This window comes from Methylomonas sp. LW13 (assembly GCF_016865255.1).
Classification (GTDB): domain Bacteria; phylum Pseudomonadota; class Gammaproteobacteria; order Methylococcales; family Methylomonadaceae; genus Methylomonas.
The window spans coordinates 3787626-3813617 of sequence record NZ_CP033381.1 but is presented as its reverse complement, the minus strand read 5'-3'; the positions used below and the strand labels follow the sequence as shown (position 1 = coordinate 3813617).

At 55.5% G+C, this 25992-nt stretch carries 20 protein-coding genes and 2 pseudogenes; 11 read left to right on the top strand and 11 right to left on the bottom strand.

Going from position 1 to position 25992, the window contains the following annotated elements:
• Nucleotides 1-17 precede the first annotated feature (17 nt).
• From JL719_RS17150 to JL719_RS17135, 4 genes are all read left to right on the top strand, one after another.
• Nucleotides 18-1856: a bifunctional protein-serine/threonine kinase/phosphatase gene (locus JL719_RS17150; protein WP_225892882.1), complete on the top strand. Its 1839-nt coding sequence runs from the start codon at nt 18-20 to the stop codon at nt 1854-1856.
• Nucleotides 1857-2061: 205 nt separating this feature from the next.
• A complete protein-coding gene (locus tag JL719_RS17145; protein ID WP_033155488.1) occupies nt 2062-4212 on the top strand; it encodes a TonB-dependent receptor plug domain-containing protein in 2151 nt (716 codons plus the stop codon).
• A 50-nt stretch (nt 4213-4262) separates the two neighbouring features.
• On the top strand, nt 4263-5207 hold the full coding sequence (locus JL719_RS17140; protein ID WP_033155487.1) for an ABC transporter substrate-binding protein: 945 nt from the start codon (nt 4263-4265) through the stop codon (nt 5205-5207).
• 5 nt (nt 5208-5212) lie between these two features.
• A complete protein-coding gene (locus JL719_RS17135; protein WP_033155486.1) occupies nt 5213-9637 on the top strand; it encodes an EAL domain-containing protein in 4425 nt (1474 codons plus the stop codon).
• A 52-nt stretch (nt 9638-9689) separates the two neighbouring features.
• On the opposite strand, the gene JL719_RS17130 is transcribed toward JL719_RS17135, so the two are convergent.
• Together JL719_RS17130 and JL719_RS17125 are read right to left on the bottom strand one after the other, a co-directional pair.
• Nucleotides 9690-10943 (bottom strand): YfiM family lipoprotein, encoded by a 1254-nt coding sequence (locus JL719_RS17130; RefSeq protein ID WP_033155485.1) that lies wholly within the window; start codon nt 10941-10943, stop codon nt 9690-9692.
• A gap of 74 nt (nt 10944-11017) precedes the next feature.
• Nucleotides 11018-11302 (bottom strand): hypothetical protein, encoded by a 285-nt coding sequence (locus JL719_RS17125; protein ID WP_033155484.1) that lies wholly within the window; start codon nt 11300-11302, stop codon nt 11018-11020.
• Nucleotides 11303-11508: 206 nt separating this feature from the next.
• On the opposite strand from JL719_RS17125, the gene JL719_RS17120 reads away from it, so the two are divergent.
• Nucleotides 11509-11670 (top strand): hypothetical protein, encoded by a 162-nt coding sequence (locus JL719_RS17120; RefSeq protein ID WP_165385978.1) that lies wholly within the window; start codon nt 11509-11511, stop codon nt 11668-11670.
• Between the two features lie 97 nt (nt 11671-11767).
• Here the strand turns inward: JL719_RS17120 and JL719_RS17115 are convergent, their stop codons facing one another.
• The gene (locus JL719_RS17115; protein ID WP_033155483.1) at nt 11768-12070 is read right to left on the bottom strand and encodes a hypothetical protein; all 303 of its coding nucleotides are present in this window, start codon (nt 12068-12070) and stop codon (nt 11768-11770) included.
• Between the two features lie 9 nt (nt 12071-12079).
• Nucleotides 12080-12769, bottom strand: coding sequence for a glutathione S-transferase (locus JL719_RS17110; protein ID WP_084153210.1), 690 nt, complete (start codon nt 12767-12769; stop codon nt 12080-12082).
• 145 nt (nt 12770-12914) lie between these two features.
• Between JL719_RS17110 and JL719_RS17105 the strand changes: the two genes are divergently transcribed.
• Nucleotides 12915-14507, top strand: a complete 1593-nt coding sequence (locus JL719_RS17105; protein WP_033155482.1) for an ABC-F family ATPase — start codon at nt 12915-12917, stop codon at nt 14505-14507.
• Between the two features lie 38 nt (nt 14508-14545).
• On the opposite strand, the pseudogene JL719_RS24470 reads toward JL719_RS17105, so the two are convergent.
• From JL719_RS24470 to JL719_RS17095, 3 genes and pseudogenes are all read right to left on the bottom strand, one after another.
• Nucleotides 14546-14761: pseudogene (locus JL719_RS24470) on the bottom strand (cupin domain-containing protein); the annotation flags it as partial.
• Between the two features lie 192 nt (nt 14762-14953).
• Nucleotides 14954-15253 (bottom strand): annotated as a pseudogene (locus tag JL719_RS24465) (cupin domain-containing protein); the annotation flags it as partial.
• Nucleotides 15254-15390: 137 nt separating this feature from the next.
• Nucleotides 15391-16008 (bottom strand): sigma-70 family RNA polymerase sigma factor, encoded by a 618-nt coding sequence (locus JL719_RS17095; protein WP_033155480.1) that lies wholly within the window; start codon nt 16006-16008, stop codon nt 15391-15393.
• A 271-nt stretch (nt 16009-16279) separates the two neighbouring features.
• Here JL719_RS17095 and JL719_RS17090 point away from each other — a divergent pair, with 271 nt between their 5' ends.
• The 5 genes from JL719_RS17090 to JL719_RS17070 all read left to right on the top strand — a co-directional run bounded on the left by JL719_RS17090 (nt 16280) and on the right by JL719_RS17070 (nt 21374).
• Nucleotides 16280-16456: a hypothetical protein gene (locus JL719_RS17090; protein ID WP_165385977.1), complete on the top strand. Its 177-nt coding sequence runs from the start codon at nt 16280-16282 to the stop codon at nt 16454-16456.
• A gap of 12 nt (nt 16457-16468) precedes the next feature.
• Nucleotides 16469-17158 (top strand): DVUA0089 family protein, encoded by a 690-nt coding sequence (locus JL719_RS17085; RefSeq protein ID WP_033155479.1) that lies wholly within the window; start codon nt 16469-16471, stop codon nt 17156-17158.
• Nucleotides 17159-17250: 92 nt separating this feature from the next.
• Nucleotides 17251-18891, top strand: a complete 1641-nt coding sequence (locus JL719_RS17080; protein WP_033155478.1) for a DUF4331 domain-containing protein — start codon at nt 17251-17253, stop codon at nt 18889-18891.
• Between the two features lie 60 nt (nt 18892-18951).
• Nucleotides 18952-20121 carry a tetratricopeptide repeat protein gene (locus tag JL719_RS17075; protein ID WP_033155477.1) on the top strand — a complete coding sequence of 390 codons (1170 nt, stop codon included), beginning with the start codon at nt 18952-18954 and terminating at the stop codon, nt 20119-20121.
• A 122-nt stretch (nt 20122-20243) separates the two neighbouring features.
• Nucleotides 20244-21374 (top strand): HupE/UreJ family protein, encoded by a 1131-nt coding sequence (locus JL719_RS17070; protein WP_033155476.1) that lies wholly within the window; start codon nt 20244-20246, stop codon nt 21372-21374.
• A 203-nt stretch (nt 21375-21577) separates the two neighbouring features.
• On the opposite strand, the gene JL719_RS17065 is transcribed toward JL719_RS17070, so the two are convergent.
• The 4 genes from JL719_RS17065 to JL719_RS17050 all read right to left on the bottom strand — a co-directional run bounded on the left by JL719_RS17065 (nt 21578) and on the right by JL719_RS17050 (nt 25933).
• Nucleotides 21578-23851, bottom strand: coding sequence for an FUSC family protein (locus tag JL719_RS17065; RefSeq protein WP_033155475.1), 2274 nt, complete (start codon nt 23849-23851; stop codon nt 21578-21580).
• The gene (locus JL719_RS17060; protein ID WP_033155474.1) at nt 23848-25005 is read right to left on the bottom strand and encodes an HlyD family secretion protein; all 1158 of its coding nucleotides are present in this window, start codon (nt 25003-25005) and stop codon (nt 23848-23850) included. Before JL719_RS17060 ends, JL719_RS17065 begins: the two co-directional genes overlap by 4 nt.
• Nucleotides 25006-25020: 15 nt before the next feature.
• Nucleotides 25021-25284 (bottom strand): YtcA family lipoprotein, encoded by a 264-nt coding sequence (locus JL719_RS17055; RefSeq protein WP_033155473.1) that lies wholly within the window; start codon nt 25282-25284, stop codon nt 25021-25023.
• A gap of 178 nt (nt 25285-25462) precedes the next feature.
• Nucleotides 25463-25933 (bottom strand): MarR family winged helix-turn-helix transcriptional regulator, encoded by a 471-nt coding sequence (locus JL719_RS17050; protein WP_033155472.1) that lies wholly within the window; start codon nt 25931-25933, stop codon nt 25463-25465.
• Between the last annotated feature and the right edge of the window lie 59 nt (nt 25934-25992).

Genomic DNA, 25992 nt, shown 5'->3' with positions numbered 1-25992 from the left:
CTGTTTTGCTGTAAGCCATGTCTGGGAAATTAAGCATCACCGTCGGCCAATTTTCCGACAAGGGCCGTAAACCGCTGAATCAGGATTTTCATGGCGTGTATATCGCCAAGGAACCGCAGTTAAGCGCCAAAGGCATTGCCATCGCCTTGGCTGACGGCATCAGCAGCAGCGAGGTTAGCCACATCGCCAGTCAGGCGGCGGTGACCGGGTTTTTGGCGGATTATTTTTGCACCTCGGAAGCTTGGTCGGTGAAGAAGTCGGTGCAACGGGTGCTGACGGCCACCAATTCCTGGCTGTATGCGCAAACCCGGCAAAGCCGCGATTGCTATGACATGGATCGCGGCTATGTCTGCACCTTGAGCGCGCTGGTGATCAAATCCACCACCGCGCATCTGTTTTCTGTGGGCGACACGCGGATTTATCGGGTAAGCGGCGACGAACTGGAACAGCTGACCCAGGACCACCGTTTGTGGCTGTCTCAGGAAAAAAGTTACCTGAGCCGGGCCATGGGCATGGATTCGCATTTGGAAATCGACTATCAGACGCTGACCGTCAGTTTGGGCGATATATTTGTGCTGGCGACCGACGGCGTTTACGAATACGTCGCCCCGCGTTTCGTTACCCAAACCATCGGCCAAGCAGGTGACGATTTGGACGCTGCGGCCCAAGCCATCGTCCAGGCAGCCTACGCAAATGGTAGCGGCGACAATCTGACCGTGCAGATTGTGCGGATCGATCAATTGCCTTTGCCCAGCGCCAACGAGCTTTATCAATCCTTGACCGACTTGCCGTTTCCGCCGTCTTTGGAAGCCAGGATGGAATTCGACGGTTACATCATCGTCCGGCAGTTGCACGCCAGCAGCCGCAGCCATATTTATTTGGCGGTGGACGGCGAAACTCAGGCACCGGTAGTGATTAAAACCCCGTCTATCGACTTGCGCGGCGATCCGGCTTATCTGGAGCGCTTTTTGATGGAAGACTGGATTGCCCGGCGCATCAAAAACGCCCATGTATTGAAGCCCTGTGCGCAAACGCGCAAGCGCAATTTTCTTTATGTGGCGACGGAATTTATCGACGGCCAGACCCTGAAGCAATGGATGATCGATCATCCGCAACCGGATCTGGAAACCGTGCGCGGCATCATCGAACAGATCGCCAAGGGCTTGCGCGGCTTTCATAGGCTGGAAATGCTGCATCAGGATTTGCGGCCGGACAACATAATGATCGACAGCACCGGCACCGTGAAAATCATCGACTTTGGTTCAACTAGGGTAGCCGGCGTCATGGAGATGGGCGCACCCATCGGCGGCAATGCTATTCTCGGTACCGCGCAATATACCGCACCCGAGTATTTCCTCGGCGAGCCGGGCACGGTGCGCTCGGAGCAGTTTTCCCTGGCGGTGATTACCTATCAAATGCTGACCGGCAAATTGCCTTATGGCGTGGAAGTGGCCAAATGCAAATCCAGGGCCGCCCAAAACAAACTCAATTACGACGCTACTTTGTATCGCAACCGGGATATTCCGAGCTGGGTGGATGATGCGATCCGCAAGGCCGCGTATCCCGATCCGTATAAGCGCTACGAAGATTTATCCGAATTCATTTTTGACTTACGCCATCCCAATCCGGCGTTTTTGACCAAAACCGGTCCGGCATTGCTGGAACGTAACCCGGCGGCGTTCTGGAAGGGCGTGTCCGGCATTTTGGCGGGGATTATCGCGGCCTTGTTAATCAGCCAATCCGCAAATACCGATCACCCCGCGTCTGTTAGCTGCGCCCGGAACAGCCGGGTGGAAGAGGGTGGTCGGTCCCCCGCGCCTGCGGCAAACAGGGCCGGGTCACCCCACAATCGCTAGCCTGCCCATCGGTATCGCCGGCCCGAATTTGATTGTCTCTGCTATCCTTTCGGCTGTGCCGGAAAACCTGGAAGAATTGATCTGAGTTAATCGATAGGCTGAAAATTAACAAACATCGCCCGCTCCTTGGTATCCTTCGGCAAAATTAGCCCCAGTGTTAATGCATAACTTCCGAAATAACTAGAATTCCAAACTGGAGTTAGCCATGTTGGTCCGCCCGCTGTTTGTCACTTGTTGCGCTTGCCTGATCAGTGTGTCCACGCATGCGCAACCGGTTTCCACGGAAGAGGAAGAAAGAGCTTTGTCGCAAATCTACGGCACCGAGGATATGGTCAGTATCGCCAGCGGTTACAAACAACCGATTTCCAAAGCCCCGTCGATTGCCACCGTTATCACGGCCGACGACATCAAACAAATAGGCGCCACCGACATAGACGAAGCGTTGGAAAGCGTGCCCGGCCTACACGTCGAACGCAACACGATAGGCTATAACCCGATTTACACGTTTCGCGGCATTTATTCGCAGTTCAATCAGCAAGTGCTGATGATGATTAACGGCATCCCGATCAGCAACTCCTATACCGGCAGCCGCAGCGAGGTGTGGGGCGGCATGCCGATCCGCGACATCGCCCGTATCGAAATTGTGCGCGGGCCGGGATCGGCGGTATACGGTGCCGATGCCTTCGCCGGGGTAATCAACGTCATCACCAAAACTAAACAGGACATTGAAGGTACTGAGGTCGGCGGCCGGGTCGGCAGCTTCGATACTTACGACGGCTGGGCCTTGCATGGCGGCGAATGGGCCGGCTTTGACGTTGCCTTGGCTTTTGAATACCACAAGACTGCGGGACAAAACGCTATGGTCGATGCCGATCTGCAAAGCCAGTTTGATAGCTTGTTGGGAACCCGCGCTTCGCTGGCGCCGGGGCCGTTGAACATGTCGCGCGACAATCTCGACGCCCGATTGGATTTGTCGCGCGGCCATTGGCGGTTTCGCGGCGGGCTGCAACACCGCAGCGATTTCGGCAACGGCTCCGGTATCGCGCAAGCCCTGGACCCGGTCAACCGTTATGCCAGCGACCGTTGGAACGCCGACGTCACTTACCATAACGCCGACATCGAAAACTGGGATTTGACGACGCAAGCCAGCTATTTCGAAACCAGTCAGGAAATCGAGCGCAATCTGACGCTATTTCCGGCCGGCACTACCTTGCCTATCGGTGCCAACGGCCAGATCGGCGCCGGCGCGCCGGTCACCTTTCCGAACGGTTACATCGGCAACCCTGAGGTGTGGGAACGCCATGTCCGCATCAGCCAGACCTTTGCTTACGGCGGCTTTCAGGGGCATCAGTTACGCAGCGGCATCGGTTTTAATTACGACAGCCTGTTCAAGGCACGGGTCAGTCAGAATTTTGGTATCGATCCCGCCACCGGCGCGCCGATACCGTCGCTGCCGGGGATTCCGCTGACCGACGTTTCCGGCACCTCCGCGACCTTCATTCCGGAAGTGGACCGGAAAGTGGCATACCTGTTTTTACAAGACCAATGGAATTTTGCCAACGACTGGAGTTTGACCGCCGGTGCTCGTTACGACCGCTATTCGGACTTTGGCAACACCTTCAATCCGCGCGCGGCCTTGATCTGGGAAGCCCGCTACGATTTAACGGCAAAGCTGATGTACGGTTCGGCGTTTCGGGCGCCGTCGTTTCAGGAAATGTATATCATCAACAACCCGGCGCAACTCGGTAATGCCGCCTTACGCCCGGAAACCATGGAAAACGTCGAACTGGGTTTCGACTATCGGCCGACGGACAGCCTGCGCCTGGGTTTGAATTTCTTTAACTTTTGGTGGAAGGACATCATCCGTTTTGTACCGGATGCCAATGCCACCACCTCGACCGCGCAAAATACCGGTGTCCAGCAAGGTTACGGCACCGAACTGGAGGCGGAATGGCAGGCCGCCGACACTTTGAAAATTATCGGCAACTACGCCTATCAACGTAGCCGTGACCAGGCTCTGGACCGCGATAGCGGGTATGCGCCGCATCATCAGATCTATCTGCGTCTGAATTGGGAATTTTTGCCCGATTGGCAACTCAGTCCGCAAGCCAAATGGATAGTGGGGCGCGACCGTAGTTTCGGCGATACGCGCAAACCGGTCGCGGATTATACTTGGGTGGATGTGACGCTACGCCGGCAGAATTTGGCCAAGCATCTGGAAGTGGCGTTTTCGGTGCGTAATCTGTTTGATGTCAGTGCCCGGGAACCCAGTCTGGCCGGCAATCCGGCCGCCATTCCTAACGATTTACCATTGGCGCCGCGCAGTTTTTACGGCGAAATCAGTCTTCATTTTTAGCCGAGGCGCCGTTGCTTGGGTCTTGTTTACACCGTAGTTCGGGAGTCATTTTGTTCTATAGACTATTTTTTCAGCTCGGATTGGCCTTATGTCTGCTGTGGCCTTTTTGCGGCGGCGCCTGGGCGCAAGCGCCGACCGTTGCCATCGTTTATCCCGATGTGCGCGAGCCCTACCGCTCGGTGTTCATGGAGATCGCGCGCGGTATGGAACAGGAGCTGGGTAAGCCGGTTGGGCATTACCTGCTGAGTGAGCGCGACAAGTCCGTCGAAAAATTGATTCAGGACCTGAAAAACGACAGGATCGATGTGGTCGTGACTTTGGGCCGCGCCGGTTTGGCGGTCGCCAAATCGGTATCTTCCCAATTTCCGGTGGTGATCGGCGCGACCATGATCCGGCCGGATGAGGTGCAAGGTTTGGCCGGTATCAGTCTGACGCCGGCCCCGGAAGCGATGTTCGACCATTTGAAAAAATTGGTGCCGGAGGTGAAAAAAATTACCGTGATCTACGATCCTCGGCAAACCGCCTGGGAGATCGAGCGTGCCGGACGGGCGGCTCTGGAACGTGGCTTGACGCTGGTGGCGCAACCGACCGGCAATTTACACGATTCCTCGGATCAGTTCCGGCAGATTTTGCTGGAGATTAAAGACAACTCCATTGCCCTCTGGCTGCCGCGCGAAAACGCCGCCATGGACGAGCAATCCTTGTTACCGGAAGTACTGCGCGAAGCCTGGGAGAAAAATTTCGTGGTGTTTTCCAGCAATCTCGACCATGTGCGCAAAGGGGCATTATTTTCCTTATACCCGGACAATTTCAGCATGGGCCGCAGTTTGGCCGGTCTGGCCGTCCAGCAAGTACAGGCGGGCGGCAAGTTTGAATCGGTCGAATTGCTGCGGGATTTGCTGGTGGCTGTCAATTTACGAACCGCGGAACATCTGGGTTTGCGTTTTTCCAGTCAGACACGCCGCGAATTCGCGATGGTTTTCCCGGTCCCTTAAACGCAATGAAGCGTTTGCGATGGCCCAGGTTCAAGCGGGCGAGCTTCCTGCAACAGCTGGCCGTGACCTTTTGTTTCGGTCTGGTAGTGATCTCGATACTGTCGGCATTCGGCATTTCCACGCTGTCTTACTACATCGTCCGCGATAAATGGGTCGCTCAAGGCCTCCAATCCACGGAAGCCTTTGCGGCACAGAGCACGCTGGCTTTGCTGTATGCCAGCCGGGAGAACGCCGAGGAGCCGGCCCGACGCTTCCTGGCGTTTCCCGATGTGCACGGCGTAGCCATTTATAACAACGCCCTGGAGCCCTTATTCGAACGCGGCGAACCTGCCATGCCCGCTGCCGACGCGGCGCGCTGGCCGGAATCTCTGGCCTTGGTGCATGAGAACGAACAAGCCTGGTATTTTGCCGCGCCGGTATACGCGCGTAACACCGCTGAGCAAGAGGCGTCACCGTTCGAGGCGCAAACGCCGACGCCGGAATTGGTCGGCTATGTGCGCTTGGTGATGGGCAAGCAATCGCTGAATGTCATGAAAGAAAAAATTCGCTGGACCACTTTGATGGCGTCCAGCGGCTCGGCCACGGTGTTTCTGCTGTTTTTATTGGCGATGTCGCGGCGCTTGACTTTGCCGATTCAACAACTGGCGCTGAGGATGCGCAAGGCCTCGGCGGGCGCGAAAAACGTGCGGGCCCGCTTGAGCGGGTCGCGCGACATCATCGAAATGGGTGAAGCCTTCAACACCATGATGGCGGTGTTGGAAACCCGGGAAAAGCAGTTGGAGCGAGCTCGTGACACCGCGCTGGAATCGGCGCGCCTGAAGGGCGAGTTTGCCGCCAATGTCAGCCACGAACTGCGCACGCCGCTGAATGCGGTACTGGGTATGCTGGAGTTGCTGCAGGACATGGGGTTGACGCCCAAGCAGCTGGAATACTCGATGGTAGCCCGCAACGCCGGCGAAGCACTGTTGAAGTTAATCGAAGATATTCTGGATTTCTCGCGCATTGAATCCGGCATGATGAAGCGGCAGCCGGTCGACTTCGTGCTTTACGAAACCTTGGACGAAGTCGTGGAATTGATGTCTGCGCAGGCGCACCGAAAAAATCTGCAGCTCACCTACTCGCTAGCCGACGATATACCGCTGGTGTTGAACGGCGAAGCATCCAGGGTGCGGCAGGTGCTGATTAATCTGGTAGGCAACGCGCTGAAGTTTACCGAACAAGGCGGCATCACCATTGATGTGCACACCGAAGCGGCGGAGAGCGATACCATCCCGTTGCGGTTTTGCGTGACCGACACCGGGATGGGCATATCCGAGGCGGCGCAAACCAGTATTTTTGATGCCTTTGTCCAGGCCGACGGCTCCAGGACCCGTCATTACGAAGGCGCCGGCCTGGGATTGGCGATTTGCCGGCAGTTGGTGCAACTGATGGGGGGGCAAATCGGCGTCCAAAGCCGGGAAGGGCAAGGTAGTTCGTTCTGGTTTACCGTACCCTTCAATCCGCCGCGCGGTACCGAGGGCATCTCTGAGGCTCGGCAAGCCTATTTCGCCAATCTGCGGATATTGGTCGTGACCGAGAACGACAAAATGCGCCAGTTTTTGGCGCAAAGTCTGGCGCGTTGGAAAATTCACTACCGGCATAGCGGCTACGGCATCAAAGCCGTAGATATGTTGCGTTCCGCCAATGATCAGGACCAGGCGTATCATTTTGTCATCATCGATCTGAAAGATGCCGGCGATGCCACTTGGGTGGATATGATCGTTGACGATCCGGCGCTGGCCGATGTCAAAATCGTGTTGCTGTCCGACCCCGTTAATGCCGTCAATCTGCCGCGCTTGCCAAACGTGGCCGCGCAGTTGGCGAAACCGGTACAGGTTTCCAAACTGTACGATTTCATATTAACCGCCGGTCAGGATTATCAGGAACCCGCGGCCGACTTGGCGCCCGAGGTCGAGCAAAGCGTCGTGCTCCGGCGGCGCATATTGATCGTCGAAGACAACCGCGCCAGCCAAATGGTGGCGGCGGGCATGCTGGAGCGGCTGGGTTGCCGCTACGAAATCGCCGGCTCCGGCGTCGAGGCCTTGTCCTGGCTGGCGCATCAGGCTTTCGATTTGATCCTGATGGACTGCCACATGCCGACTATGGACGGCTTTGAGGCGACTCGACGCATCAGGCTGCTGCCCGAGCCCGTGGGCCGTCTGCCCATCGTGGCGATGACCGCCAACGCTCAGCAAGGCGATAGCGATTTGTGTCTGGCGGCCGGGATGGACGATTATCTGGCCAAACCGATCAAGCTGAAGCCGTTGCGGGAAAAACTGCTGAGTTGGTTCGAGGGCAGGCCGTGCCTGACCGCCGATCCGCTCTCGCCGGAGCCGTCGCTGGAGGCGCTGGATCACGCGGTTTTACGCCAATTGCGCGAGGAAATCGGCCAGGGTTTTGTGAAGATGGTGGGCTATTATCTGGAAGACGCGCCGGCGCAAATCGAGCAAATCGCCCAGGCGCTGGCGACGGACAATCACGCGCAATTACGCGAATCGGCCCATGGCCTGAAAGGTGCCAGCCGCAACCTGGGCGCAGAAAAGCTGGCGCTGATCGCCCGGCAACTGGAAGAGCAGGCGGCTGAAGCGCAGATTGAAAACGGCGAGGCCTTACTGCAGCAATTGCGCGACGAATACCGGTTCATCGAACAACTGTTGAGTTTGGAAATGGGCGCGGAAACGGCTGCTGATCCGCTCCCGCAGGCCGGCCCCAGAATTCTGGTGGCGGACGACGACAGAGCCATGCGGTTTGCCTTGCAAGATGTTTTGGAGAAGGACGGCTACCGGGTGGATTTGGCCGGCACCGGCCGGCAGGCGCTGGCGTTGTGCCAGCGGCAAATGGCGGATTTGATCTTGATGGACGCGATGATGCCGGAAATGGACGGTTTCGAGGCCTGCCGCAAAATTCGCGCGCTGCCCCATGGGGCGGAGGTGCCGATACTGATGATTACCGCTTTGGAAAACGACCATTCGGTGGAATTGGCTTTTTCGATAGGGGCTAACGATTACATTCCCAAACCGATTCATTTCGCGGTATTGCGTAAACGTATCGCGCATTTGTTGGAAGCCAGCCTGACCCAGCGGACCTTGAATCGCCTGGCTTACCACGATCCCTTGACCAATCTGGCCAATCGCACGCAATTCATCGACCGGCTGAACTCGGTGATCGCCGTCAGCGCTGATCAAAATCAGCTGCATGCCGTGCTGTTTCTGGATTTGGATAGGTTCAAGCTGACTAACGACACCTTGGGGCATGATGTCGGCGACCAGTTGTTGAAAGCCGCGGCAGAGCGGATTCAAGGCTGTGTGCGGCGGGAAGACATGGTGTCCCGGTTTGGCGGCGACGAATTTACGCTGCTGTTGGAAAATATCAGCAATCCGCAAGTCGCCGCTGCCGTCGCCGACAAGATCCGTATCGCTATCGCCCAGCCATTCGCGTTAATGGAGCAAGAGTTTTACGTCAGCTCCAGTATCGGCATTTCGCTGTATCCCGCCGACGGCGCCGACAGCGGTTTGCTGATCAAACACGCCGATACCGCGATGTACCGCGCCAAGGAGCAGGGCAATACCTATTGTTTTTATGAAGATAATATGGAATTTGTCGTGTCGACCAAGCTGCGCCTGGAAAGCGATTTACGCCGGGCGCTGCAACGCGACGAATTTTTTCTTCACTACCAGCCGCAAATCGATCTGGATTCCGGGCGGATCGTCGGCGCCGAGGCGCTGATTCGCTGGCGACATCCCGAATTGGGCTTGATTCCGCCCGATCAGTTCATCCCGGTCGCCGAAGAAATCGGCCTGATCGAGGCGATAGGTACGTGGGTGTTGGGCGAGGCGTGCCGGCAGAGCCAAATTTGGCGGCAAAGCGGCTATCCGCCGTTCACGATGGCGGTCAACGTGTCGGCGCGGCAATTGGATCAGGAAGATTTTGTCGCGCAGGTTATCGACATCGTCAATGAAACCGGCTTCCCCGCCGAATACCTGGAGTTGGAGCTGACGGAAAGTTTGTTCATCCGCAATCCGGGACGGAAGCGGGCTATATTGGCCAAGCTCAGGGAAGCCGGCTTGCAAATTTCGATAGACGATTTCGGCACCGGCTATTCCAGTTTGAACCAACTCAAGCAGTTTGCCTTCGACAAGCTGAAAATCGACCGCTCATTTGTGGCGAACATACCCGACGACGCAGACGCCGCCGCGATTGTGATGGTGATTATTTCCATCGCCAAGATTCTGAAATTCAAGGTGATAGCCGAAGGCGTGGAGACCGAGCAGCAGGCGCAATACTTGTTGCGAAACGACTGCGATGAGGCGCAGGGTTATCTGTTTGGCAAGCCGATGGCCGCCGACGAGTTTACGGCCTTGTTGGCGCGAGCAAAAGTGGCCGTGGGTTAGTCACCAACCGTTTGCGGTGGCTTCGCCGGCCAGCCAGATTTTCGCTCACCCATCATTCCCGATTCACCGGCAAGGCCGCGATACGCTGTTCTATGTCTTGCATCAGTTGTTTGTACGCTTCGCCGTCGGTACCGCCAAAGCGGCGGATAAACTCGGCTTCGCTTAGTGATTCCGGTAAATCGGCGGTAGCCGGCATCATTTGATTTTCATCGGCGTTGGCTAATATTGATTGGATTTTCCGTGCCAGCGCCGGACTGGCGACAGCTTGTTCGCCCATGCGCGTGCCGGCCCGGTCAGCGGCGAGGTCGTTAAACGAAAAGCCGCTGCCGCCGCGCGAATCTTCTATTTCCTTAAACAAACCCACCGCATCGGCCAACGGGGTGCCGGAATAGGCCGCCAGCATCGCCGAAACCAGGTAATGTTTCGTCAGGTCGTCGCGGCCGTTCAGCGTTATTTGGCGCCAAATCGGGCGGGGCCAAAGTCTGGATTCCGGGAGAATTTTCGTCAGGCGCTGTTGATTGGCATAAAGTGTCAATATCAGAATCAATGCCCGGTTTTCCTGAATCGGGTCGTTGCTGGCGCTTCGTTGTGCGGCCAGCTGAAACAGCGGCTTGCTGAAATCAGTGAGACTGAGGCTTTTGTTATCTGTCCGGCTTAGTTCCGCTAAATGTCGCTGATAAGCCTGCAGACGCTGCTGATCATCAGGCGTTAGCAAGGCGCCGCGCAATTTGCCGGGCAAGTCAGCTTGCCAACGATAGGTTAGCGTCAGGCGCTGGGGTTGAAACAGCACATGCTTGACAATATCGGCGAAGGCTTGCCGATCCGCTGCCGGTTGCAAAGTGTTGAGTGCCCATTTTACCAAGGGTTTGGCTAGCATGCAGGGCAGCCGGAGTTGTCCCAAAGACAGGTGGTCCACTTCCGGTAAGTCGCTGGTTTGCTTCAGCGCCAACGTCAAATTCAGATATTGGCCTACAGGATTTCGTGGTAAAGGCAAGCTGGCGTCGATGTGGGCGCGGCCTTGATAGAGCCGTAAACCCGCTACGCCGTTAGCGTATTGATTGGCAAGATAATTGATCGCCAGGTCCAATTCCTGTTGATCCAGTGCCACTCGGGCGATCGCGCCGGATTTTAGACGGCGCGGATCGTTTTGCCGAAAAATCAATTTGCCGCGGGCAATTTGTTCCGGTGTCAGGTCGGCTCGGGTTTGTAATTTTGGCTTGTCATCAATTGCCAGCCATAGCGCCATTCCCGACAATACAGGTAATAGCAACACCGCCAGCAATACGCTTTTTGTAATCCATTTCATCGGGCGTTCTGTTCAATCCTTGCTGTGGACCATGGTCGTGTTAAATGCTTAAAAACCTTAGGGCAGGCGTTGGGCTAATGTGGTTTGTTGCGCTGTTCTTCATACGCGGAAGGACTGACGCCGGCGCTTGCCAGATATTCGCGCAGATGTTTGATTTCCTGTTTAGTGCATATGCCGCTGTGGTTTGGATGATGCAACACGCCTTCGACATTATTCAGCATCACGCGAAAGCGCACACCATGGCTGGGTTGCAGGTTGGCGCCCAGGTGATGCAACAGCGATTCTATTTCCCGCCAATGGATGTTACCGCTAAGCGGATCCTGGAATATGGCGCGCAGTAGATTTAAATGGTGGCTCATGACTACATCCTCCTGCATCAATATCGGTAGCTTAAGTTTGAACCGAGTTGAGGTTCAATTTGGCTGGTGAAGGGTGGTGTGTAACTAAATTTGTTTCAAAATAAGAAACAAATCATGCAATAAATGCCTTATTGTAAATAAACAGCAGAGGTTTATAGTTAAACCGTCTTCAATGAATCGACTGAAACCCAGTCAAGGTGGAAAAAATGAACAAGTCAAGCAATCTGTATAAAGACATTGTCACCGGATTGTTTTTTGCAACCGGTATGTTCAGCTTCCTGTCCGGTCAGTTTGTTCTTTCCACTCTGTTTTTTGGCGCTGCTTCGCTGTTTAGCAATATCGAAGCGGCTAAACCGGTCCGATTTTAAGTTTTTTCGTAGTACCTCCTCGTTGTAAAGCTACACATTCCACAGCCTCCACCCTGCTCAAGGTGGGGGCTTTTTTTGTACCTAAGCAGGCGATTTCTCAGTCCGACTTGGAGGTTTTTGCCGGGTCTGACACCACGGTATATTCAGCTTCCAGACTTTGTCCGTCAACCTGGGCATTTTTCAGCTTTCGCAGCAACCACCAGCCTCTGATGCCGATTATCGCTACCGGAATCAGCAGTAAGGCAAAAAACGCCGAAAACACCACGGTGCCCAATATCGCGCCGGCGATCATTGCCGGAATGCTCAGCAGATTGTATAGCTTGCTCTGCGGCGGTGACTCGAGGCGGGGATGTGCGCCGGAACCGTCGATGCGGATGGTTTTTCTGTAAATTTTTAACATGTCGGGCACCTATTGAAATGGGACGAGGCCGGTCTCGTACCTGAAAAGGACTAGCGGGTCGTCAACGTTCCAGGGCGGGTATTTTTGCATAACCGCTGCAAACAGATTGGACCTTAAAAAAGTGTTCAGCCATTGTTGCAGGGCTGGATACGGCGAATTTTCAAACCACGCATTATCCACTGCGGCGAACTGGCGGATAAATGGTAGCGTGGCGGCATCTGCCAGGCTGAAATTATCGCCGCATAAGAATTTGTGCCGCTGCAAACGGGTTTCCAGCTCGGCTAAAAACACCTCGCCTTGTTGACGATAATCGGCTGGTGTTTGTTCCGGATAGCGGTCCGCGTATTTGTAACGGTCTAAATAGTATTTGAAATCGCCGTCGTTCCAGTCGATTAATCGCTGCGTATCTTCCGGCGCTTGGTTTAGCCAGTTTTGCGGATCGTGTTGCGCCAAGGCCCACAGCATAATATCCAGACTTTGTTCGATGACTCGGCCGTCGGGCAACAACAGCAGCGGCACCGTGCCTTTCGGCGAAATAGCTAACATTGCTTCAGGTTTATTGCTGAGTTCGATTTCTCTGAGCGCGACGCTTACTCCCGATACGGCAATGGCCAAACGTGCCCGCATCGCATAGGGACAGCGGCGGAAACTATACAAGATCGGGTAAATTTGTTCTGTGGTGGCAGGCGGTGTGTTCATGTGGGGATAGTCAGTGACACATTACTGTAAATGATCGTCGATTAAAGTCTGGTAAAATAACCGATTTTCGCGCCAACTCATTTATTTCGTCACAAGCTTCAAGCGGCGGCGACGCTCTTTTTACTCTTAATCTTCGGACACTCTCTTGATTTCTACCGCCAATATCACCATGCAATTCGGGGCTAAGCCCCTGTTTGAAAACGTTTCCGTCAAATTCGGCAACGGCAACCGTTACGGCCTGATCGGCGCTAACGGCTGCGGCAAATCCACCTTCATGAAAATCCTCAGCGGCGACCTGGAGCCCACCTCGGGCAATGTCAGCATCGACGCCAACGAGCGCGTGGGTATCTTGCGCCAAAACCAATTTGCCTACGAAGAGCAAAGAGTGCTGGACGTGGTGATGATGGGCCACGCCGAAATGTGGGCGGCGATGTCGGAACGCGACGCCATCTACGCCAATATGGAAGCCAGCGAAGACGATTACATGCGCGCCGCCGATCTGGAAACAGTGTTCGCTGAATTCGGCGGCTACACTGCGGAAGCCCGGGCTGGCGAATTATTGCTGGGTTTGGACATCCCGCTGGAACAACATAATGGGCCAATGAGCGCAGTGGCTCCTGGTTGGAAACTGCGGGTGTTACTTGCACAGGCTTTGTTTTCCAATCCCGACATCATGCTGCTCGACGAGCCCACCAACAACCTGGACATCAACACCATCCGTTGGCTGGAAAACGTCCTTAACGAGCGCAATTCGACGATGGTGATCATCTCGCATGACCGGCACTTCCTGAACAGCGTCTGCACCCACATGGCCGATCTGGATTACGGCGAATTGCGTGTGTATCCGGGCAATTACGACGATTACATGACCGCCGTGACCCAAGTGCGCGAGCAGTTACTCGCCGGCAACGCCAAGAAAAAAGCCCAGATTGCCGAATTGCAAACCTTCGTGGCGCGCTTTTCCGCTAACGCTTCCAAGGCCAAACAGGCTACATCGAGGGCGCGGCAGTTGGAGAAAATCAAGCTCGACGAAGTCAAGCCGTCCAGCCGGGTCAATCCGTTTATTCGTTTCGACCAAGCTAAAAAACTGTACCGTTTGGCGGTGGAAGCTAAAGATTTGGCCAAAGGCTACGGTGCGGAACCCTTGTTCAAGAACTTGAACATGATGATCGCGGTCGGCGAGCGGGTGGCGGTGATCGGCCCTAACGGTATCGGTAAATCGACTTTATTAAAAACCCTGGTCGGCGATTTGACGCCGGACAGCGGCGAAGTGAAATGGGCGGAGAATGCCGATGTCGGCTATTTTGCCCAGGATCACGCCGAGGATTTTGCCGAAGACATGTCGCTGATCGAATGGATGGGCCAATGGCGCAAAGAATCGGACGACGACCAAACCATTCGCGGCACGCTGGGACGGTTGCTGTTTTCCAATGACGAAATTAACAAATCCGTCAAAGTCATATCCGGTGGCGAGCAAGGCCGGATGTTGTTCGGTAAATTGATTCTGCAAAAAAACAACGTGATGGTGTTGGACGAACCCACCAACCATTTGGATATGGAATCGATTGAGTCGTTGAACGCGGCATTGGAAACTTATCCCGGCACCTTGATTTTCGTCAGCCACGACCGCGAGTTTGTGTCCTCACTGGCGACCCGCATCATCGAATTGACCCCGAACGGCATCGTCGATTTCAGCGGTAATTACGAAGACTATTTAAACAGTCAAGACATCAACTAAGGCTAAGCTGCCAGGGTATTCCGGCGCGGATAAACCGGTCAGTAATCTCTGCCGCCGCGCACGAACAGCGTCGCACCAACGTCGGTATAGACTTCGCGGTGCGCGCTGCCGGCCGGCGCCAGTTGGTAGTCGCCGGCGCGCAGCAAGAGGTCGTCGATAAACAAATCGCCGTCCAGCATCATGCATTCCTCTTCCAGGCGATGGCCGTGTGCCGGGCATTTGGCGCCGGCTTCCAGGCGATAAAAACTGGATTCGCGTTCCCCGTCCTGCCACAGTGGTTTTTTCCAAACGCCGGGGGCTATTTCCTGCCAGTCGTCTATTTGCTTGGTAAACACGCTACACGACTCAGCCTTGCCAAACGGCAGCAGACCACCCAACACTTCCCGCAATACCTCACGGTTATCGCCCAGCGATGTACCGCGCAAATAGGCCAGGGCGCCATTCGTCGAACTTATCCCGCCGTGCCGGCTGCCGGCCGGCGCTGCATGGTAATCCAAGGGGCCTAGCCGCAAGTCGCCCATTTGCAAATCGCCGTGCAAGACGATGCCTTCTTCCAGACAGTTGTGCCGATGCGCTATCAGGCTGGCGCTGGGAGCGAATTCGATCAATACCGAATGGCCTTGCAGGCCGCCGTCCCAGAGTGGTTTGACGCGGATGCCGGTTTTCAGGGCTTGCCAGGTGCCGTGTCCGGCGCGCACGGTGAGTAAGCCGGCCTGTTTGGCAAGGCTGGCCGTGACTTGCTTCATCAGGCCTTGGCGTAACGAATTGCGGCGTGCGCCGGCAACCGGAATCGGTGCCAAACCGTCGGCCAGCAGCGTTTCGAGTTGCTGCAAATCGTTGGCATCTGCGCTATCCAAAGGCGGGAATTTGTCTGTCATATTGCTTAGTTAACCTCGCCGGTATCGGCTGTCAAAAATTGCTGCATCGTCTGTAGGGCCCGACGGATATGCGACTTCACGGTACCCAAGGGCAAACCGCTGCAGACGGCGATTTCGTCGTGGCTCAAACCCCGGAAAAACGCCAACGACAGCAATTGCCGGGGCAATGGGTCCAAAGCCGCCAGGGCCGTTTGCAAGCGATGGCCTTGCTGCATTGCTGATAGTAAATCCGGCGGCATTTGGTCGGCTGGGGCTTCAATCAACACCAGAGCCTCCGGTTCAAGCTCGCTTAGATTGCCGTCCAACTGCCGCAAGGCGTCCAGTGCCCGGCTGCGAGCCATCGTCATTACCCAGGCTTTTACCGAACCGCGTTCGGCATCGAAGCGCGGCGCCTGCCGCCAGATCTGCCAGAACGTATCTTGTACCACTTCCTCAGCACACTGCGCCCGCCGGGTGATCCGCAACGCCAGACCGTAGACCTGATCGACCAAGGTGTCGTACAACTTGCCCAACGCGGCTTGATCCTGGTCCACGACGCGGCCAAGCCATTCCCGCAATAAGGCTTCGTCGGCAGGTGTTGTTGGTTGTCGGTTCTCGTCGTCGTTCAAATCGCTATCCGCCATCGCTCTCGTGTCCCTTTAGAAAGCTATACGCGGCATCGGCTGGTTTGGATGCACGGCGGTGTGGGGGATAACGCTTAAAGTGTGAATCAAGCGACATAAGGCATAGTGACTTTTCTTGGTTTGCCGAGATTTGGTAGCCGCATTCAAGAGGATAGAGACTAAGAGTTGGGGGTTGAACCACTATAAAACAGCCTTTTGCACGTGGCAAATAGTCAAGCGGCCGATTTTGTCCGGGGTTAATAACCGTGTGGTTCGCTATCGAAAGATGCTGATGTGCCAAGTACGAACCAAGCCCGTTGTACAAACACTGCCACCAATATTTTTTACCTATTTTGCATCCATTGCCGAATTGGCCGCGTATCAGTCATCGCAAGCCGGCGCGAATGCCGAGTATCGCCATCCGCATCTGGAATCCGTCGCCGGCTTGCCATTTCTAACCACAGACTGAGAGGAAACCACGATGAAAAAGCTATTTCCGGTTGCGTTGTTGGGCGCCTGCCTGACCGTAGCGACGGCGGTTGAGGCCGCTGACTTTGATTTTAACGGCAACTTTGCCAACGATAACGATAAGTTGAGCTTTGCCTTTTCACTCGGTTCGCCGGGTACGGTAACCTTGTTTACCTCATCCTGGCTGGGCGGCGGTTTCGATCCGATTTTGACGCTGTGGGACGGCTTAGGCAACCAACTGGCCGAGCAGGATGACGGCGGCTTGGGTGGTAACCAATTGTCGAACGGGGTTAATTTCAATTACGGCGAATTCGACAGTTATTTAGCTATCAATCTTGTGGCCGGGAATTATCTGGCAACCTTGACCCAATACGACAACTTTTCGGTCAGCACGTCGCTGGCCGACGGCTTCTTGCGGGATGCCGATCCGCAATTTACCGCCGCCTTCGGTTGTTCCAATGGCCGGTTTTGCGAAGGTTCGTTAACCGATAGCCATGGCGATCCGGTGGAACCGAATCGCACGGCGGCTTGGGATCTACACATTCTCAACGTCGCCAATGCCCAGATCGCCAGTGTGCCGGAACCGCCCACGCTGATGCTGCTGAGTTTATCCGGCTTGTTTTTGCTTGGAGGCCGGCTGGGCAAGGCTAGATCCACAGCGCGAACCGACGCGGAAGCGGCCAGTCCGGTGCGTTTGGCATAAATTCCATTTTCCGGCATCCGTTTGCCGATTTTCCGCGTATTCCCTAACGCAGCTGGCTGAAGCTGTGACATTAACTAAAGAGGAATTTGATTATGAAAGACTTACACCACTACAGCCGTTGGCCGCTGACCATGTTCGCCAGCGCTTTATTGTTGATGGGCGGCCTACCGTCCGTTGATGCTGCCAATCACCGCGAAGCACCGTTAACCGCATTGGATACCAAGGCCGACATCACCGATTGGTACGCTTTTGTCAGTTATAACGATCCCAGCAAGGTGACGATGATTCTGAATGTCGATCCCTTGCTGGAACCCAGCAACGGCCCGAATTATTTTCCGTTCGATCCGGAAGTTCTTTATGAAATGAAGGTGGATAACAATTTCGACGCAGATGAAGACATTACCTTGCAGTTCAGGTTTAAAACCGAAACCCGCTTGCCCAGCGTGTTTACAGGTTTTGTCGGTGCCGGCAACGGCATTGTCGCGCCAGCCAATTCGCCAACTCCGGTCGCGCCGGGCAGTTTGATCGTGCCGCCGGCGATTACCGCGTTGGATGGCCCTGGCTCGGAAGGATTGGGTTTGCGGCAGAGTTACACGGTGACGCTGATCAAGGGCAAGGGCGCCAACCGCCAAGTCATCGATCTAACCAATCAGCAGAAGCTCTTTGCGGTGCCATCCAACGTCGGACCGCGCACCATGCCTAACTACCAAAATCTGGCCAGCCAAGGGATTTACGATTTAGGAGGCGGGGTTAGCGTGTTTGCCGGTACCGTCGACGATCCGTTTTACATCGATTTGGGCGCGACTTTCGATACCTTTAATTTCCGGTCCGGCGCGTCCGGCGCCGGTGTGCCGGGCGTGTTTGCCGAGAACCAAAATGACGCGGAAAACCAAAACTTCGCGTCCGACGATGTGGCCGGTTACAACGTCAATTCCATCGCTATCGAATTGCCTATCGCCATGCTCACCCAGGACGGCAAGCAACATAGCGCCGGCGAAGCCTTGGCGGTGATCGGCACTTATGCCACCACTTCGCGGCCGCGCACCAAAGCTTATGCCGACAGACCCGGCGGCAAGCCTAAACTCGCCAATGCCTATGTGCAGATTCAGCGCATGGGTAATCCCTTGGTCAATGAGGTGTTAATCGGTACCGGCGACAAAGACCGGTTCAGTATGAGCGAACCCAAGGACGACGCTAGTTTTGCCGGTTATGTGTTGGATCCGTTATTGGCCAGAGTCGTCAACGCCGCATACGGCGGTGCGGTGCCGATTCCGGCGCCGCCCAGGGTAAATCCGGCCAACCCCAGTTTTGACCTGGGCCCCTTGGTGTTTTATGCGGCGCCCATTTGCCCTGGTTGTTCGCTCACGCAACGTGGACCGGTGGCGGATTTGCTGCGCTTGAATACCGGCATCGGCCCCGCGCCTGTCAGCGCCCGCAAACGCATGGCATTTCTGGCGGGCGATAGCGCCGGCTTTCCGAACGGGCGGCGCGTGTCCGATGATGTGACCGATATTGCCGCGCAAGCGGTGGTTGGGGTGTTGAATCCGGCATTCAACAGCTTCCCGAATAACCGGGTCGCCGACGGTGTCAACACCAACGACAGAAGCTATCAGGAAGTATTTCCGTACGTGGCCTTTGCCAATAGTGGCCGGCAAAGCCGCCATGTCGATCCTGGTGAAGCTGGCTGCTTCGATGCAGTTTCACTGGCTGTGGGGAGTTGTCCAAACAATTAGAAGACAGGAGGGGGCGGCGACGCTTGCCCCCTGATCTATAAATATCCGCAGGAGGAGCCAATGAAGCACTGGCTTACATTAGGTTTGGTAATGTCTGTTGCTATGTTCAGTAACGCTGGCGCGCAAGCTTATTTACCCAAGTCCGATGACGAAATCGTCGAAGTATTGCCTGCCAGAGGTGAAAGCTGGCTGGAAATTCGTTATTTGCGCAAACAAGTCGCGGCCCAACCGAATAATTTGGAACCAGCCTTAGCTTTGGTGCGGCGTTATATCGAATTGGGCCGTGCCGAATCGGATCCGCGCTATTTCGGTTATGCCGAAGCGGCGCTAACACCTTGGCTGGCAGTCGCGCAACCGAGTGCCGAGGTCCTGACCTTACGGGCGACCTTGTTTCAAAATCGCCACGAATTTCCGGCGGCCCTGGACTATTTGCATCGGGCTTTGGCGCGTCAGCCGCGCTTGGCGCAAGCCTGGTTGACGCGGGCGGCCATTTTGGAAGTGCAAGGCCAGTATGCCGATGCTCTGAATAGTTGTTTACCTTTGTTGAAATTAGCCGAGCCGCTGATTGGCCAAGTTTGCCTCAATTCCATTCTGAGTGTTTCCGGCCAGCTCGACGCTGCTTATCACCAGTTGGCGCGCGCAGTAAGCACTGCGCACAGTCCCGCACCGGCAGATCAACAATGGGCCTTGACCACGCTGGCGGAAATGGCCGAGCGTATGGGTAATACCGATGCGGCCGACCGTTATTACCGGCAGGCGCTACACATACCGCGCCGAAATGGTTATCTGTTGGCTACCTATGCCGATTATTTATTGGACCGGAATCGTTTCCAAGACGTGGTGGAATTATTAGCCAACGATACGCGCGCCGATGGCTTATTACTGCGCCTGACTTTTGCCGAAATAGCACTGCGGCTGCCGGCTGCCGCTGTGCATAAAGATGCGCTGACCGCTCGCTTTGCCGCCAGCCGCATGCGCGGCGATACCAGTCATCAAGGCGATGAGGCGCGCTTTTTATTGCATGTGCTTAATCAGCCTGAATCGGCGCTGGCGCTGGCGCAAAAAAATTGGGACGTGCAGCGCGAGCCGCGCGATGCGCGCATTATCTTGGAATCGGCGCTGGCAGCCGGCAAAAATCCTCAACCGCTGCTGACTTTTTTAAGTGAGTCCAAATTGCAAGATGCGCGACTGCAAACGCTGCTCGCGCAAATTGGCGGGGGCAGAATATGAACGGATCAGCGAAATTCATCGCCCTTTTAGATACTTTTTGCCCTGAATCTCCAGGCTGCACTCAAGGCAGGCCCGTCGACGGTTCGGCCCCGCCAAGCTTTGAAAGATTAAGCTCGAACGTGATGATTTGGGCCGGTTTGATCATGGTCTTGCTGCTGACAGCAAGTTTTAGCGCTTTTGCCCATAAGGCCAGCGATAGTTACATGACGGTGCAGGTTGACGGGCAGCAAATCTCCGGGCAATGGGATATTGCCTTGCGCGACCTGGATTATGCCTTGGGTTTGGATGGCAACGACGACGGTAATATTACCTGGGCCGAGTTGCGAAATAGTCGGGATGTTGTGTATGCCTATGCGCTGAGCCGTTTGCAAATGACGACGGCTAAGCAAGTCTGTTCGCTGCAAGCAGGAGATTTACGGGTGGACGAACACAGCGATGGCCATTATGCCGTATTAGATTTCCAGGCGATTTGTCCGTCCGCGTCCGCGCCGTTGTCGATAGATTATCGCTTGCTTTTCGATCTCGACCCGCAGCATCGCGGGCTGATAAGCGTCATTCATGCCGCTAAAACCGATACCGCGATCTTTAGTCCTGACCACCAACGTAGCGAATTTGTGCGGGACGCTGATTATTCCGGGTGGCGGACCGTGGCGCGATTCGGCTACGCCGGGCTATGGCATATCTGGATCGGCTTTGACCATATTCTATTTTTGTTAAGTCTGTTGCTGCCGGCGGCTTTGGCGTGGGAGCGGGGTGCTTGGCAGCCAAAACCAGGCTTTAGACCGGTATTTTTCGACGTGCTAGGTGTGGTTACCGCCTTCACGTTGGCACATTCATTCACCCTGAGCCTTACGGTGCTGCAATACATTTGTCTGCCGTCCCGCTGGGTAGAATCGGCCATTGCCGTGTCCGTGGTGTTGGCAGCGTTGAACAATATTTATCCGGTGTTGGTAAAACGCCGCACCTGGTTTGCCTTTGCTTTCGGCTTGATCCACGGCATGGGCATCGCCAGTGTGTTGTTGGACATGGGCTTGCCGGACACGCAGCGGCTGTTACCACTATTGGGCTTTAATTTGGGTGTGGAAGCAGGGCAGTTGGCGATTGTCGGTGCGGTTTTACCGTTGATAGTCGGCTTTAGCCGCTATCGCTATTATCCGCTAGTCGTGATGAAAACCGGCTCAGCATCCATCGTCGCCGTGGCTTTAGTCTGGTTAGCGGAACGAAGTCTGGATTTTCAGATGAACATATTTTGAGCAACTTGGCGTATATCGGTGCTGCTGATTATTAACCCGGCCCTTAACTACCCTTCGCCTGTCTAAGGGCACACCAGCCTGGGCTTCGCCACACTCAACCTCAACCTCAACGGAATGCCAGTGATAAACAGGCCGGATTAGTAAATATCGTCGCTCCCGCGCCGGCGGGAGCCCAGGGGCTATATTGGATGCACTGCGCGGCCTTATTGCAGATCAAGGTCCGGGCCGGATTGTTGCGGATATGACCTGGCAGCCAGCACTGCTTTTTCGATGTGGGCTATCAGCTCCACAATTTGTTGGTCCAGCATAAAGCGTAGCTCCCACTCTACGGCCAAATCGTCGGCCAGATTGTCGATACGATGATGATCGATATAACTTTGCTTTAGACGCGCTTGATGATTGGCAAGCTCGATCCGGTTGCCGGCTTGTTTGCCTTGCAGGAGGCTGGCGGCATATTCCAGGGCGGTTGCCAGCTCGGCATCGAACGCCCGGCTGAGCTGTTGCAATTCATCAGGAAAGTGGCTGAAGCGCTGGCCGCTGAGTAAGCGATAGCGTTTGCGGACTTGTAACAAGCCGGATAAATGGCCGGCGTCCTTCACAATCGTCCGCAGCGCCGCTCGTTCATGCACTTTCTCGGCCAAGCGCGCATCGGGTTCCAATACCGCGTGTGCCAACAAGTCTTGAGCGGCGGCCAGCTCTTTTTCCGCCGACAAACGCAGCGGTAAGGTGTAAGTCAGCAAGTGGCTGACATCGGGTAAGCGGCTAGTGAAGTTAGCGAGTGTGCGCAACGCCGCTACGCTGTGGTGGCGGGCCAGTGCAATCGAGCGCCGCGGCCACAGCGCGTAATCGATAACGCCCATCACGATAAGTCCGAGCAAAATACCTATGACCCGGTCGCGCGGCAGATATAGGTCGGTGACTTGACCAAAATCATGCAGCACAAACAACGCAAATGAAAAACCAAGTTGCCGGCCCAGATAAGCGATGCGTTCGCTGCCGGCGGTAATCCAGGCTGCCAGCGCCCAGAATGGCGCTGTGGCAAACGCAAAGCCGACGATGGTATCGAGCTGAGATTGAAAGACCAATACGTAAAAATAAGCGCAGATCCCGCCGACGGCGGCGCCCGACACCCGTAACAGCGAGAGCCGGTAGTCGGCGCCGAGACTGGTTTGTGCCGCGACCAGACAGGTGGGAATCGCGGTGTTGATGTCCGGCCAGCCCAGGCTTTCCACGATCAGCATGCACAGGATCGCGCCCAGGGAAAATTTAATGCCGAATTGCAAACTGTCGGCATAGCTTGCCCAAAACTCGTAAGCAAACCAGGCTGGCAGCCAGCCATGTTCAGGGTTGTCGTCGGATTCAGCGTTGATGTTTTTACTGTCTTTGGCGGCTATCGGTTGATGCAAATCATGCATCAAGCCGGCAATGCGTTGCAGAGCCCGCCACAAGGCGGTTAACAGCGAGGGATTAGCTTCCCGCGCATAGTTTTGCAATACCTCATCGCTTAGCAAGCTGGTGATTTCTACGGACACGTCGCGCGATTCCGCCACGCCTTGCCGTAATCTGGCACAGGCGCTTTGTAAAGCCCGATATACATGCAGTTTTTCCGGCGTCAGCGGCTGGGCCCTATATTCCGCAGCCAACACTTGATTAAGCCAGTCCGCCAACTGGCGCAAACCGTCTATTTCCAGCAACAGCGCCCGATAAGTCAGGTGGCGTTCGTGTAAAGCAGGATGGATCAATTCGGCGTTGGCCAGTAAACCCAGCAGTTTGCCAAGGCTGCCGGCAGCGGCGTGCATGGCTGCTTCAGGTCTGGGGCTATACGCACCGGCATCGGCCAGACGCGCGCTGAAAATGTATTCCACCGTCGCCAATTGCATGGCGATCTCCGCTTTTAACAGTTTTAGCGGATCTTGCGGTTTGATGGTTAAATGCACTACCGTCCATGTTCCCAGCGCCAGTACGCCAATAATGGGGATGTTCCATAAGGCATGGTAAATGTTTTCATCGGGCGTGCTGGGGCTGTACAGCACCGCCACCGAATACCATAAAGCAATGCCCGTGGGCCAGGCGATCAGGCGGGCGTGAAACAGGGACAAGGCCAAGATGACGAACGATAGCGGCAGCAGTAACCAAGGGTCGTTGCCGGCCAGCATCAGCGTCAATACCGATACCAAGGTCGTGACCATCAGGTAACCGAGCTGGCGTATTCCAAACGCCAGGGATTGGCCGGCGTTGGCGTAAGCGTCGTAGCTTAGGCAAATCAAGATGGAAATTGCCCCTAGCGGCGGGATATGCAAGGTTTGGCTGACGAGTGCGATTGTCAGGGTGACGACGAATAAACGCAGGGCGGCGACGCGCCGTGCCGGTGTATCTTTGAGTTCGGCGGTTAGGAATTGCCCCAGGCTGGTGCCAAACCAAAGCCGGTTGGGTTTTGACTGTGTGCTTGAACCAGTCCGGCTGTCGCCTCGGGTCATGACGGCGGCAGAGCTGTACCGGTTGCGTCGGCAGTGACTTTCCGTACCGTCACAAACGCGGTCATGCCCATACGGAGCGGATGCGCGGGGTCATGCTGTTTAATCTCGATTCTTACCGGAAAACGCGAAGCCAGAATGACCCAGTTCAGCGTGCGATCTATCTCCGGCAACACGCCATGCTGTTTGATATTGTCGGGCGAATTGGCCCAGCCGATCCCGGTCACCACGCCGCGAAAGCGCTTGCCCGGATAAGCAACCAGAAACACCTCGGCTTCCTGGCCGGGTTTGATCGACTGCAAATAAGTTTCCTTGAAGTCGGCGATCACATACCACTGGCGGTCATCGACCAAAGCGAACATTTGCGTACCGGCCTTGGCGTATTCGCCTTCGCGGGTATTCAAATTGGTGACGTAGGCATTGAAAGGCGCTCGCACGTAACAGTATTCCAGATCGAGCTCGGCGGCGGTGACCAGGGCGCTGGCGGCTTCGATACGGGCATTGACGTCGCCGACCTGGGCGACTAACGATACCGCTCGCCGGCTATCGCTCTTGGCTTCCTCGATGGCACTGCGAGCCGACAGTTCTTTAGCTTTCGCATCCGCCAGTTCGGCGCGCGAAGCCGCATAACGCGAGCGCGCCTGTTTGAGCTGGTCGGCGGTGACGTATTGCTTATCCGCCAACGGTTCCAGCCGTTCCAGATAGTTATGCAGATATTCGTCTTCCGCCTCGATTTTTTTCACTTCGGCACTGGCGGCAGCGCGCTGGTGTTCCAGGCGTTCGATAGCCATTTCCGCGGAACCGCTGGAGGCGCGCCGGGAATCCACGTCTTTTTCCGCCAGCAGCAATTCGGCCTTGGCTTTGTCCAGTCTGGCCTGATACGGGCGCGGGTCGATCACATACAGCAAGTCGCCCTGTTTGACGTATTGGTTATCCTCGACATGCAATTCCACTATACGGCCGCTGACTTCCGGGGCGATGCCGACGATATTGGCCCGCACCATCGCGTCGTTGGTGCGCGGATTTTGATAATTGATATGCCAAACCAGCGCGCCGGTCGCCGCCGCACCCAGCACGATGGCTATGCCAATGATGCGGCCGAGCAATATCCGGTTTTTCAGGCTTAACCCTGGGCTATCGTTTTGACTGTTTTCCATCAGGCTTCGCCGTTTTCATGCTGCATAAAACACCAACCAGATGACAAAGGTGCATAAGGCCCAAAGGCTGGGCGCGATCAACAGCGGCGGTCCCAAATGGGGCGCCAGCCGGTAGCGCACCAGTTGCCACATCAGCAGCATGCTGGTTGCCAGCCCGCCGAGGATGCAGATGATCCAGGCCGGCCAGAAAGAACCTTGCAGACTGAGCAGCGGATCGCACGCGGTCAGGAAAATCGAAAGACTCGCCGGGAAAAACGTTTTAAGGGAACCTCTAAACATTCCCTCGCCGTCAGGGAGAGGGCTAGGGTGAGGGGGGTAAGTAATTGATTTTAATTCCCTCATCCCAACCTTCTCCCGTGAGGAGAAGGAGGTGTTTTTATTTTTAGAGGCCCACTTAAGTAATCGCCCGGAGATCATTGTGCGCTTCACCTCAAACGTATGAATATTTCGGCACTCGCTAGAATTCATCATCGACTTGTTCAATATGATTGCCGCGCGCGGTGATGACCGCTTCATGCAGTCTATGTAAATCCGCCTCCAGCTTCGAGATTTCCTCGGGCGCATAATCGTCGAACAGGCGACCGATATGGGCCAGATGCTCGGGGAAAGTCTGTTCGTAGACGGCGCGGCCCGCATCGGTCAGGCGGATGATCTGGCTGCGGCCGTCTTTTTTTGACGCCGACCTTTCCACCAGGCCCTTGTCCTCTAAGCGGCTGACCACGCCGGTGAGGGTGCCTTTGGTAATCAAGGTTTCTTCGCCAAGTTTCTTGGGCTGCATGCCGGCGGTTTTGCCTAGCGTGATGATGACATCGTATTGCGGCAAGGTTAATTCGAGCCGGTGAACGTGGCGGGCCGCATAAGACAAAAAGGCCTGGTGGGTGCGGAGTAACTGGCGCAAAACGGTTGGAAAGGTAGAGTCGGAGGACATAATGTGAAAATAATTGTTCTAATTAGGATTCGATGATAACCGTAAGCTCATTCATGCTC